The 11,396-nt window shown below is 71.2% G+C and carries 10 protein-coding genes; 2 read left to right on the top strand and 8 right to left on the bottom strand.

What is annotated here, in order from left to right; all coding sequences use genetic code 11:
* Positions 1 to 113: 113 nt before the first annotated feature.
* Genes AB0J02_RS09675 through AB0J02_RS09660 form a run of 4 tightly spaced genes read right to left on the bottom strand, consistent with a single transcriptional unit; the run spans position 114 to position 3,802 of the window.
* Positions 114 to 809, bottom strand: coding sequence for a response regulator transcription factor (locus AB0J02_RS09675; RefSeq protein WP_363193026.1), 696 nt, complete (start codon positions 807 to 809; stop codon positions 114 to 116).
* Entirely contained in the window at positions 806 to 2,044 is a 1,239-nt protein-coding gene (locus tag AB0J02_RS09670; RefSeq protein WP_363193025.1) for a histidine kinase, read from the bottom strand. Before AB0J02_RS09670 ends, AB0J02_RS09675 begins: the two co-directional genes overlap by 4 nt.
* Before the next feature lie 13 nt (positions 2,045 to 2,057).
* Complete coding sequence (locus tag AB0J02_RS09665; protein WP_363193024.1) at positions 2,058 to 2,873, bottom strand: ABC transporter permease; 816 nt, start codon at positions 2,871 to 2,873, stop codon at positions 2,058 to 2,060.
* Positions 2,870 to 3,802: an ATP-binding cassette domain-containing protein gene (locus tag AB0J02_RS09660; protein ID WP_363193023.1), complete on the bottom strand. Its 933-nt coding sequence runs from the start codon at positions 3,800 to 3,802 to the stop codon at positions 2,870 to 2,872. Before AB0J02_RS09660 ends, AB0J02_RS09665 begins: the two co-directional genes overlap by 4 nt.
* Before the next feature lie 106 nt (positions 3,803 to 3,908).
* Between AB0J02_RS09660 and AB0J02_RS09655 the strand changes: the two genes are divergently transcribed.
* Entirely contained in the window at positions 3,909 to 4,454 is a 546-nt protein-coding gene (locus AB0J02_RS09655; protein WP_363193022.1) for a GNAT family N-acetyltransferase, read from the top strand.
* On the opposite strand, the gene AB0J02_RS09650 is transcribed toward AB0J02_RS09655, so the two are convergent.
* Both AB0J02_RS09650 and AB0J02_RS09645 read right to left on the bottom strand, forming a co-directional pair.
* A complete protein-coding gene (locus AB0J02_RS09650) occupies positions 4,451 to 5,044 on the bottom strand; it encodes an NAD(P)H-dependent oxidoreductase (protein ID WP_363193021.1) in 594 nt (197 codons plus the stop codon). The genes AB0J02_RS09655 and AB0J02_RS09650 overlap by 4 nt on opposite strands.
* A gap of 981 nt (positions 5,045 to 6,025) precedes the next feature.
* Complete coding sequence (locus AB0J02_RS09645) at positions 6,026 to 7,564, bottom strand: MFS transporter (protein ID WP_363193020.1); 1,539 nt, start codon at positions 7,562 to 7,564, stop codon at positions 6,026 to 6,028.
* Positions 7,565 to 7,654: 90 nt separating this feature from the next.
* Here AB0J02_RS09645 and AB0J02_RS09640 point away from each other — a divergent pair, with 90 nt between their 5' ends.
* Entirely contained in the window at positions 7,655 to 8,314 is a 660-nt protein-coding gene (locus AB0J02_RS09640; RefSeq protein ID WP_363193019.1) for a TetR/AcrR family transcriptional regulator, read from the top strand.
* Here AB0J02_RS09640 and AB0J02_RS09635 read toward each other — a convergent pair.
* Complete coding sequence (locus AB0J02_RS09635; protein ID WP_363193018.1) at positions 8,311 to 9,945, bottom strand: type VI secretion protein; 1,635 nt, start codon at positions 9,943 to 9,945, stop codon at positions 8,311 to 8,313. The two genes, AB0J02_RS09640 and AB0J02_RS09635, sit on opposite strands and share 4 nt — an antisense overlap.
* 12 nt (positions 9,946 to 9,957) lie before the next feature.
* Positions 9,958 to 11,373: an ATP-binding protein gene (locus tag AB0J02_RS09630; RefSeq protein ID WP_363193017.1), complete on the bottom strand. Its 1,416-nt coding sequence runs from the start codon at positions 11,371 to 11,373 to the stop codon at positions 9,958 to 9,960.
* Positions 11,374 to 11,396 lie beyond the last annotated feature (23 nt).

The raw sequence follows: 11,396 nt of genomic DNA, 5'->3' as shown, positions 1-11,396 counted from the left end.
CGCCGATGGTACTGCAGGGGGGACCCTGTGGGAGAGTAGGACGCCGCCGAACTAATATTGGAGAAAACCCCCGTCCGGGGATACCGGACGGGGGTTTTCTGCGTTTTAGGGACCTATATGGGTTCCACCAGTTTCGCGTCGTACGCCACGATCACCGCCTGCACTCTGTCCCGCGCTCCCGTCTTCGCCAGAATGCGGGACACATGCGTTTTCACCGTCGACTCCGCGAGATGGAGACGCTCGGCGATCTCCGCGTTGCTCCAGCCCTGGGCAATGACCGTGAGGATCTCGCGCTCGCGTTCCGTGAGTGAAGAGATACGGGGATCCGGTGCCGCGGGAGCGTTCGGAGCGGCCGGGAGATGGTGGACGTAGGCGTCCAGGAGGCGGCGGGTCAGGGCCGGGGCCACGATCGCGTCGCCACCCGCGACCGCGCGGATACCGGCGAGGAGTTCCTCCGGAAGCGCGTCCTTGATGAGGAAGCCGGAAGCGCCGGCGCGGAGAGCCGCGTACGCGTACTCGTCCATGTCGAACGTGGTGAGGATGAGAATGCCGGGTCCGTCGTTGTCGGTGGACGTCGGCGTCGACACGATGCGGCGCGTGGCCTCGATGCCGTCCATGCCCGGCATGCGGATGTCCATCAGGACAACGTCCGGGCGCAGCCGCGACGCGAGGGCTACTGCTTCCGTGCCGGTGCCCGCCTCGCCCGCGACCCGCATGTCGTCCTGGCTCTCCAGGAGCATGCGGAAGCCGAAGCGCTGCATGGGCTGATCGTCGACGATGAGGACCGAGGTGGCGGGGGCCGGGCTCACGTGGTGGTTTCCTTCGGGACGGGGAGATGGGCCGTGACCCGCCAGCCGCCGGTCGGCTGGGGGCCGGCCTCAAGTGTGCCGCTGTAGAGGGACGTTCGCTCACGCATGCCCGCGAGACCGCGGCCGCCGGTGGCCGGGGTGCCGCCGCGGCCCGTGTCCGTGACGGTGAGGGTGACGGCGTCGGGGGCGTAGGAGATGTCGGCTGTGGCGGTTGCCTTCGGGCCCGCGTGCTTCAGGGTGTTCGTCAGGGCTTCTTGGAGAACGCGGTAGAGGGCGAGTTGGGTGCCGGGCGGGAGCGTGGTGGGCGTGGAGCCGCTGTGGGACAGCCTGACCGGGAGGCCCGCGGTGCGTACGCCGTCGATGAGGGCGTCGATGTCCGTGAGAGCGGGCTGCGGGGCCAACTCCGGTTCTGTCGACGGGGTTTCCTCGCGCAGGACGTCGAGGAGGCGGCGCAGTTCGGTGAGGGCCTGGCGGCTGGTCGTGGCGATCGCGGTGAGGGCCTGGCCCGCACGTTCCGGGCTGCGGGCGGCCGCGTAGGAGCCGCCGTCGGCGAGGCCCGTGATGACGGAGAGGTTGTGGCCGATGATGTCGTGCATCTCGCGGGCGATGCGGGCCCGTTCGGCGGCGGCCGCGAGCCGGGCCTGCTGGTCGCGTTCGACTTCGAGCCTGCGGGCCCGTTCGACGAGGGAGTTCGTGTAGTCCTGGCGGCTGCGCAGCGCTATGCCGAACGCGGCGACGAGAGCCAGGGCCCAGAAGTGCGGGACGACCTGGGCGTCCCAACTGCCCCTCGGGAAACGGACGACCACGACCACGACCGGGATCATCGTCAGGGCACAGGCCAGGAGCAGGGTGCGCATGCGGGCGCGCAGGGCGATGTTGAAGACGACGAGGAGTTGGAGCATGGCCGCCTGGAGGACGGCGCCGGTCGCGCTGTTCACGGTGCCCGCGACGACGAGGAACGTCAGCACTGCCATGGGGTGCGTGCGGCGCCACAGCAGCGGGACGGACAGGGCGAGGCTGAGGAGGAGGACGAGCGGGCCGGGAACGTGGGTGTTCGCGGCGATGTTCTGCCAGCCGTCGCCCGCGTAGTCGATGACGGCCGCGAGGACGCAGAACCCCGCCAGGAGCAGGTCCCACACCAGTGGGCGGCGCCGGTCGAAAGCGCGTACCCGCCGGGTGGCGCGGTGCAGGAACTGGCTGATGCGGGGCTGGGGCTCGCCGGCTTCGGACGTCACGCGATCATCCTGGTCATACGTCGCGGCGCTTGAGAAGGAGTGCGGCCGCGGCGAGCACGGCGGCGGCCCAGACGAGGAGGGAGACGAGGCCGGTGACCGGGGCGTTGTGGTCGGCCGGCGGGAGGATCGTGCCGAGGGACTCCGCGGATTTGGCCGGGAAGTACTTCAGGGCGCTCTGTACGAAGTCGTCGCTGATCACGCCGAGGACCTCGGGCAGGATCATGACGGCGCCGACGAATGCTCCGATGGCGGCCGGGATCGAGCGGCACAGGGCGCCGAGGCCCAGGGCGATCAGGCTGAGGAGGGTGACGCCCGCGGCGTTGCCCGCGAGGGCGCCGAGGACACCGGAGTCCGTCAGGGACAGGGACTTGTCGGTGTCGGAGAGCCAGATCTGGGCCAGCAGGAACGTCACGACGTTCGTCGCGAAGGTGAGGGTGAAGGCGCACGCCGTGAAGACGCCGGCCTTCGACCACAGCACGGGCAGGCGGCGCGGGACGGCCGCCATGGTGGCGCGGACCAGGCCTGTCGAGTACTCGCTCGCGGTGACCAGGATGCCGAGGACGGCGACGCAGATCTGGGAGAGCTGCGAGCCGAAGAGGATGAAGAGGACGGTATCGATGTTGGCGTCGTCGCCGTCGTAGGTGGAGCCCATCATGAGGCCCACACCGATCACCAGTGCGGTGGCAAGGCCCAGAGTCCACCAAGTGGAGCGCAGCGTAAGGAGTTTGTGCCATTCGGCTCTCATGATGCGGCGGGGCGTAACGGCGTAGGGGGAGGTGGTGGACATCGGCGTGGGCGTGGGCGTGGTCGTGGTCGTGGTCGTCGTCATCGTGCGGCTCCCGTCAGGGCGGTGGTCGCCTGGTACTCGACCGCGTCGTGGGTGAGGTTCATGAAGGCCTGCTCCAACGAGGCCGTCCGCGGGCTGAGTTCGAAGAGGGGGATGGCGTGGGCGGCCGCGGTTCTCCCGATGTCGGGGGCTTCGAGGCCGCGTACGTGGAGGGTGTCGGCGGCCTCGGTGGTGGTCTCGGCGCCGGTCAGCAGGGAGCGCAGGCGGGCGGCGTCGGGCGTGACGACCTTGACGTAGGCGGCGCCCGACGAGCGGACGAGCTCGGTGACCGTCGTGTCGGCGAGCATGCGGCCGCGGCCGATGACGACGAGGTGGTCGGCGGTCAGCGCCATCTCGCTCATCAGGTGCGAGGAGATCAGGACCGTACGGCCCTGCTGGGCAAGGGACTTGAGGAGGTTGCGGATCCACAGGACGCCCTCGGGGTCGAGGCCGTTGACGGGTTCGTCGAGGACGATCGCGGCCGGGTCGCCGAGCAGGGCCGCGGCGATGCCGAGGCGCTGGCCCATGCCGAGGGAGAAGCCCTTGACCCGTTTGCCGGCTACGTCGGTGAGGCCCGCGAGGTCGAGGACGTGCTCGACGCGGGAGCGTGGGATGCCGTGGGTGTGCGCGAGCGCCATGAGGTGGTGGAAGGCGCTGCGGCCCGGGTGGACGGCCTTCGCCTCCAGGAGCGCGCCGACCTCGCACAGCGGCGCGGGGTGCGTCGCGTAGGTCCGGCCGCCGATCGTGGCCCGTCCGGACGTGGGGGCGTCCAGGCCGAGGAGCATGCGCAGGGTCGTGGACTTGCCCGCGCCGTTCGGGCCGAGGAAGCCGGTGACCGTGCCGGGCTCGACCGTGAAGGTCAGGTCGTCGACCGCTGTCCTGCCGGGCTTGTCGCCGTAGCGTTTGGTGAGGCCGTGCGCTCGGATCGTCATGCCCGTAAAGGTGCCGTGAGGTGGCCTCCGGCCGCGTCCGACCTGGGCATCGAGCCGGGGAAAAGGCGGTAGTACCCCGGTACTACGGGCCCGTAGGGTGCGGCGCATGGACTACGAGATCCGTGCCGTACGCCCCGACGAGTGGACGGCCGTGAAGGAGCTGCGGCTAGCCGCGTTGCGTGATCCGGCGGCTCCGCTGGCGTTCCTGGAGACGTACGAGCAGGCGCTGGCGCGGCCCGACGTGTTCTGGCAGGACCGGGCGGCGGGGGCCTCGCACGGCGTGGCGGCGCGGCAGTTCGTGGCGGTGGGGAGCGACGGGGTGTGGGCCGGGGGTGTGGTGGTGCTCGTCGAGGAAGAGGGCGAGCTCGATGTCTTCGGGCAGGTCAACGAGCAGCGGCAGGCGCAGCTCGTCGGGGTGTTCGTGCGGCCGGAGGCGCGGGGGCTCGGGGTGACGGAGGCGCTGTTCTCGGCGGCCGTCGAGTGGGCGCAGGGGGTCGACGGGGTGACCCGGGTGCGGCTGCACGTCCATGAGGACAATGCGCGGGCGGCGGGGTTCTACCGGAAGTTCGGGTTCGTGCGCACGGGAGGGGCCGTCCCGAATCCGGGCGACCCCTCCAAGGTGGACCACGAGATGGTGCTCAAGCAGCCTTAGGTGTAAGGGCGTTCGGCGCGGGCCGTGCGCAGGGCGCGGGCCCACCAGTCGAGCTGGTCGAGCAGGACCTTGGCGGCCTCGCCGGCGCCCTGCGGGGCGTGGGCCGCGCCGTTCTCCGCGAAGTGGTCGGCGGTCACGCGGTGGAAGCTGACGCCGTCGCGGACCGTGGTGGCGTGCAACTCGGCGAAGACCAGGCGGAGTTGTTCGACCGCGCGCAGGCCGCCGCCGACGCCGCCGTAGGAGACGAAGCCGACCGGTTTGGCCTGCCACTCCATGCGGTGCAGGTCGATGAAGTGCTTCAGGTGGGCCGGGAAGCTGTGGTTGTACTCGGGAGTGACGATCACGTAGGCGTCGGCGGCGTCCACCCGGGCGGCCAGCTCGGCCTGCTCGGGGGTGGGGGTGTGGCCCCAGCCGGGATGGTTGTCGGGGAGTACCAGGTCGGTCAGGTCGATGACGTCGAAGTGGGTCGCGGGGGCGTGCGTCCTGGCGTGCTCGGTGAACCAGGTTCCCACGGTGGGGGCGAGGCGGCCGTCGCGGGTGGAGCCGATGACGATGGCTACGCGGAGGGGGCTGTCGGGGATGGTGGTCATGGTGAGGGTCTCCCTGGTGCGGATCTGGCGTGGATTCGGCGTGGATGGAGTCGGGGGTGTCGTGGGCGGGGCTATGGGGCTGGCATGGATGGAGTCGGGGCGCTGGCGTGGACGGGGGCTGCGGCTGTCGTGAGTGGGGCGGTGGGCTGGCGTGGGTGGGACTGTGGGCTGTCGTGGGTGGAGCTGCGTGGCGTGGCGGGACTGCGGGGCTGTCGTGGATTGGCGCTGCGGGGCTGGCATGGATAGAGCTGCGGGCTGTTGTGGATTGGAGCTGCGGGGTTGGGATGGGTGGGGCTGCGGGGTTGGGATGGCGCTGTGGGTCCGGCGTGGATTGGTGCTGCGGGGTTGGGATGGATAGAGCTGCGGGTCCGGCGTGGATTGGGACTGCGGGGTTGGGATGGGTGGGGCTGTGGGCTGGCGTGACGGGCTGCGGGCTGTCGTGGGTGGGGCCGTGGGCTGGCGTGGCGGGACTGCGGGCTGTCGTGGGTGAGAGCTACGGGGCTGTTGTGGGCGGGACTGCGGGTCCGGCGTGGATTGGTGCTGCGGGGCTGGCATGGATAGAGCTGCGGGCTGTTGTGGATTGGCGCTGCGGGGTTGGGATGGATAGAGCTGCGGGTCCGGCGTGGATTGGACCTGCGGGGTTGGCATGGGTGGGGCTGGGGGCTGTGGGCTGGCGTGGCGGGACTGCGGGCTGTCGTGGGTGGGGCTGTGGGCTGGCGTGGCGGGACTGCGGGCTGTCGTGGGTGGGGCCGTGGGCTGGCGTGGTGGGACTGCGGGCTGTCGTGGGTGAGAGCTACGGGGCTGTTGTGGGCGGGACTGCGGGTCCGGCGTGGATTGGTGCTGCGGGGTTGGGATGGGTGGGGCTGGGGGTCCGGCGTGGATTGGTGCTGCGAGGTTGGGATGGGTGGCGCTGTGGGCCCGGCGTGGATTGGGACTGCGGGGTTGGGATGGTGGCGATGTAGGGCTGCCCTGAGCGGGTGATTAGTGGGTGGTCGGCTGTTGGGGCTTTGGGCGTTCGGCCGGCTGGGCGGGCGGGGCGGCCGATGTCGGTGGACGGTTTGTTCTGGGGGCCAGTAGGGCGTAGGTCAGGGCGGTCAGTGCTGTCAGCAGGGTGGTTACCGTCCAGAGCGTGACGTGCCAGGCCGCTGTGAATTCCGGTGCGTGGCCGCCTGTGCCCGCGGTGATCCGGGCTGCCAGTCGGGCCGATCCGGTCCGGGATTCGACCGAGGCGAGCAGCAGCGCGCCGAAGATCGTCAGCATGATGGCGCCGGTGCCGCCGCGGACCGTGTTGAGGAAACCGGAGGCCATGCCGACCTCGGACGGGGAGACCATCGACATGGCCTGCGCGTCGATGATGCCGATGGACAGGCCCTGGCCGGTGCCGATGGTGAGCAGTGGGCCGGAGAGGGCGGCGGCGGTGATGCCGGGGTGCAGGGTGGTGAGCCAGGCGTTGCCCGCGGCGAGCAGCAGCAGGGACAGGACCAGCAGGTGGCGGGCGGGTACGCCGCGGTTGACGAGGCGGGCGCCGAGCGGGGGCAGGGCGAGGACGGGCGCCGTCATCAGGAGCAGGGTCAGTCCTGCCGCGCGGGCCGTCGAGCCGTTCACGCCCTGGAGGTAGGTGGGCAGGAAGGTGAGGGCGCCGGTGCTGCCCGCGACCAGGCCGAAGGAGCCGACGGCCCAGCCGAGGAACGCCGGGTTGCGGGCGAGCCCCAGGTCGAGGATCGGGCGGCCCGTACCGGTGCGGGTGAGGCGTTGCTCGACGCGGACGAAGGTGAGGAGCAGGGCCGGGGCGAGGGCGGCCGGGAGCAGCGTCGCGGGTGATGTCCAGCCGGACTTGGAGCCCTGGGTGATGGCGAAGAGGGCGAGGGCGAGGCCCGTGATGAAGGTCGCCGCGCCCGCCTTGTCGACGCGGGGCCGTTCCTCGGCGCGGGACTCGCTCATCAGGCGGGTGCCGATGAGGATGACGGTGCCCACGGCGACGTAGGACAGGAAGGTGGCGCGCCAGCCGAGCGCGTCGACGAGCCAGCCGGAGAACGTCGGGCCGAAGGCGAGGCCGAGGCCCGCCGTGGTGCCGAGCGAGGCGAAGACGCGGGTGCGGGCGGGCCCGGTGAAGGTCGCGGCGAGCAGGGAGCCGCCGCTGGCCATGACGCCGGCGGCGCCGATGCCGGACAGCGCGCGGGCCGCGTCCAGGAGCAGGATGTGCTGGACGAGGGCGGAGGCGAGGGTGCCGGCCGTGTAGAGGGCGGCGCCGAACGTGAGGATCCGGCGGCGGCCGTAGAGGTCGCCGAGTGAGCCCGCGACGAGCATGAACGAGGACGCGGCGAGGAAGTAGCCGACGACGACCCATTGCAGGGCGGCGCCGGACGCGCCGAGGTCGGCGCCGATGCGGGGCAGGGCCACCGTCGTGCCGGACATGGCCATCGGCAGGGTGAGCATGCCGAGGAGGACGACGGTCAGGGTGAGGGCGGGGCGGCGACCGCCGGACGCGGGGACCGCCGAAGCCTGGGGTTCGGTTGCCATGGCCGTAAAGTACAACCACGGTTGTAATAAGTGCAACGGTCGTTGTACCTAGGTCTCTGTGCCTAGGCTGGACGGGGACGAAGGAGCGGCATGACGGATCAGGGCGGGCCGGCCCCGCGCAAGGGCACGGCCGAGAAGCGGCAGGCGCTGCTGCGCGGCGCGCGCACGGTCTTCGGGCGCGAGGGCTACACGCGCGCGGGCATCGACGAGATCGCGGCCGAGGCCGGCGTCTCGACACGCACGCTCTACAACCACTTCGGCGGCAAGGAGAACCTGTTCCGCGAGGTGCTGATGGACAGCGCCGCGAAGGTCACCGGCGGCCAAGTCGAACTCATCGACCGGCACTTGAGCAAGGTCACGGACATCGAGGCCGACATCCGGGCGCTCGCGCGCGAGTGGATGAGACGGCGCGCCGAGCACGCTTCGCACATGCTGCTCGTCCGGCAGATCATCTCGGAGGGCCCGCACCTGCCCGCCGACGTCATCGAGGAGTGGCAGCGGACCGGGCCGCGGGCCGTGACGGAGGCGGTGCGCGAGCGGTTCGTCGAGCTGGGCGCACAAGGGCTGTTGGCCGTACAGGAGTCCAACTCCCTGGAGGCCGCGCGGTACTTCACGCTGCTGACCGCTGGGACCGTCACCGTGGACACGTTCTTCGGGGTCGTGCCGATGCCCGCGGCGGAGGTCGACGCGCGGGTGGAGAGCGGGGTGCGGGTCTTCCTGCGGCTCTACGCCACCGGGAACAGCCGCTAGACGGCCGGGAGTTCGGCGTCCGGCCAGCGGCTGCGGCCCTGTTCACGGGACCGGAGCAGGGCCAGGGTCAGCAGGCCCCGGTCCGCTCCGGTGGCCAGCAGCTCCGGTAGCTGGGGAAGCGGAGCCACCGCCGCGACGTCGTCCAGGACGAGCGTCATTGGTGGGTCGAGCCGACCGGCGGATGACCTTTCGGCCATGCGGCGGCCGTGCTCGACCACGCTCGAGGCGAGGGCCGTCAGCAGCGGCATCGCACCGGGGTTCCCCCTGGGGTCCTCGATGGCTTCGCCCACCACATAAAGCGTGCCCCCTTCGTCGATGAAGGAATCCAGGGTGAGCGCATCAGTTCGGTTGGCGGTGCAGGCCTCACGGATGTGGACCGAGAAGAGCGAGGACAGTGCGCGAGCCGTCAACTCCTGTGCCATGTCGCGGCGTTCGGGGTGCGAGGTGAGCGCCGCCTCCAGCTCGCCCGCGGAGCCGGCGGCCGCCTTCGGGCTCGTCCGCAGAATGCGTACGGCGTCCTGCACCTGGCTGCCCTGGGCCCAGCGGTGGACGTGGCGGAACGGTTTGCCGTCGACGGCGGCCGCGTGGAGGTAGCTGCGCAGCAGCGTGTCCGCTGTCTCGGCCACCGCCGAGTCCAGCTTGGCCGTCGGCCGGGTCGGGGCGAGCAGCGCCGCCGCGCGGGTGCCCGCCGTGGCTCTGTCCTCGCAGCCCGCGGCGGGGTTCCAGTGCATGCGGGCCGGGGTGTCGCACCGGTGCGTCGGGTCGTACAGGAGGACCGGGCCGAGTTTGGCCCGGGCGTCCTTGGTCTCCTCCCAGACCCCGGGGGCCGAGGTGATCACGAGGGCGGGGCCCTCGGCGTCCCGGATCGCCTGTACGGCCAGCGGGTGGCGGTCCGTCGGGGGGCCGAGGAGGAGGGGGCCGCGGGGGGCCGGGACGGGGGTGGGGTCGGCCAGGGCTGCGGGGACGGCGGTGGCTGCCAGTGCGGGCTCGACGGGGTGGAACTCGGGGGTCTGCGTGGCCGGGGGCTCGGCGGGCGTGACCCTCGGCGCCGGGTTCGTGGCCGCAGCCGTCGCGGGTGGTTGGGGTTGCGCCGGGGCGGAGCCGTTGATCGGCACGCCCTCGCGCCCCTGAGTCGGCGCTTGCACCGGCGCGGGGACCGGACTGTCAGCCATCGGCCCGTCAGCCATCGGTCTGTCAGCCATCGGCCCGGCGGTGACCGGCCCGGCGACAGACGCGGCGACCGGCCCCCGGCCCGCCCGTACCGCCCGCCATCTCGCCACCGTGCCCGCCACGAAGATGGCCAGCACCACCAGGATCATCAACTGGCCGATGAACAGACCCCAGAAGAGCCCGTACCCGGAGAGTTCCGCCTTCGGGGTGTTCGGCCAGGCGCCCGGCAGATCGTGCGGCTTGGCGACCAAATAGCGTATGGCCAGAGGCGTATGACCGAACGTCACCTTCGAGGGCCACGCGCCCTTGGTGAACAGGCCCGCCAGGCCCGTCGCCGACCACACCATGATCGTCATGCCCAGCAGGAACGCCAGGATGCCGACCAGCAGCCCGTCGGGAATGCCCCGGGCGCTCTCGCCGCGCCCGCCGCGCTCGTTGGGGTACCGCCGTTCGTCCCGCATCAGCACGCCACCTCACGCCACCGTGGACTCGGAGGAATCGCTGAGACGCTGCTCGACGAAGGACGCGGCCCGTTCCTCGGCCTCCAGCTCGGCCGCGTGCAGGGCGTCGTCGGCGAGCGTGGCATCGGACGACTCGGTCATCGCGCGGTCGGTGAAGACCAGTGGCCGCTCCGTGTCGGTGATCAGGTGTTTGACCACCTGGACGTTGCCGTTGACGTCCCAGACCGCGATGCCGGGCGTGAGGGTGGGGATGATCTCCACGGCCCAGCGGGGCAGACCGAGCACCCGGCCCGTCGCCCGTGCCTCGTCCGCCTTCTGGGCGTAGATCGTGCGCGTGGACGCCATCTTGAGGATCGCCGCGGCCTCCTTCGCGGCCGCCCCGTCCACCACGTCGCTCAGGTGGTGCACGACCGCCACGAAGGACAGGCCGAGGCGCCGCCCGAACTTCAGCAGACGCTGGAACAGCTGCGCCACGAAAGGCGAGTTGATGATGTGCCAGGCCTCCTCGACCAGGAAGATGCGCTTCTTCCGGTCGGGGCGGATCCAGGTGTGCTCCAGCCACACGCCGACGATCGCCATCAGGATCGGCATCGCGATCGAGTTGCGGTCGATGTGCGAGAGGTCGAAGACGATCAGCGGGGCGTCGAGATCGATCCCGACCGTCGTCGGGCCGTCGAACATGCCCCTGAGGTCACCGTCGACAAGGCGGTCCAGGACGAGCGCGACGTCGAGTCCCCACGCGCGTACGTCCTCTATGGCCACGTTCATCGCCTCGGCCGACTCCGGCTCGGGGTGGCGGAGCTGGTCGACGATGTCGGTCAGGACCGGCTGCCGCTCGACGATCGTCTCGTTGACGAAGGCGTGCGCGACCTTGAGCGCGAAACCGGACCGCTCGTCCAGGCCATGCCCCATCGCGACCTCGATGATGGTCCGCAGCAGCGCGAGCTGCCCGGTCGTCGTGATCGCGGGATCGAGGGGATTGAGCCGGATACCCATGTCCAGGGCGGCGGTCGGATCGAGCCGGATGGGGGTTATACCCAGCTCCTGCGCGATGAGGTTCCATTCGCCGGCCCCGTCCTCGCCCTGCGCGTCGAGGACGACGACCTGCCGGTCCCGGAACCTCAACTGCCGTAGTACGTAGGTCTTCTCCAGCGCCGACTTGCCGTTTCCGGACTCGCCGAGGACCAGCCAGTGCGGGGCCGGCAGCTGCTGCCCGTACAGCTGGAACGGGTCGTAGATGTAGCCCTTGCCGGAGTAGACCTCACGACCGATGATCACGCCCGAGTCGCCGAGGCCGGGCGCCGCGGTCGGCAGATAGACGGCCTGGGCCTGTCCCGTGGACGTACGCACGGGCAGCCGGGTCGTCTCCACCTTCCCGAACAGGAAGGAGGTGAAGGCGTCGGTGAGGAGGGACAACGGATCCCGCATGAGCAGCGCCTACCTTCTGGCCT

Source organism: Streptomyces sp. NPDC050264 (assembly GCF_040655895.1).
GTDB lineage: Bacteria > Actinomycetota > Actinomycetes > Streptomycetales > Streptomycetaceae > Streptomyces.
This window is presented reverse-complemented; position numbering and strand designations above follow the sequence as displayed.

Bases quoted from the DNA above. Each gene is read 5' to 3' on its own strand.
- AB0J02_RS09665 (WP_363193024.1), bottom strand. From the start codon at position 2,873: ATGACGACGACCACGACCACGACCACGCCCACGCCCACGCCGATGTCC.
- AB0J02_RS09660 (WP_363193023.1), bottom strand. From the start codon at position 3,802: ATGACGATCCGAGCGCACGGCCTCACCAAACGCTACGGCGACAAGCCC.
- AB0J02_RS09655 (WP_363193022.1), top strand. From the start codon at position 3,909: ATGGACTACGAGATCCGTGCCGTACGCCCCGACGAGTGGACGGCCGTG.
- AB0J02_RS09650 (WP_363193021.1), bottom strand. From the start codon at position 5,044: ATGACCACCATCCCCGACAGCCCCCTCCGCGTAGCCATCGTCATCGGC.
- AB0J02_RS09645 (WP_363193020.1), bottom strand. From the start codon at position 7,564: ATGGCAACCGAACCCCAGGCTTCGGCGGTCCCCGCGTCCGGCGGTCGC.
- AB0J02_RS09640 (WP_363193019.1), top strand. From the start codon at position 7,655: ATGACGGATCAGGGCGGGCCGGCCCCGCGCAAGGGCACGGCCGAGAAG.
- AB0J02_RS09635 (WP_363193018.1), bottom strand. From the start codon at position 9,945: ATGCGGGACGAACGGCGGTACCCCAACGAGCGCGGCGGGCGCGGCGAG.
- AB0J02_RS09630 (WP_363193017.1), bottom strand. From the start codon at position 11,373: ATGCGGGATCCGTTGTCCCTCCTCACCGACGCCTTCACCTCCTTCCTG.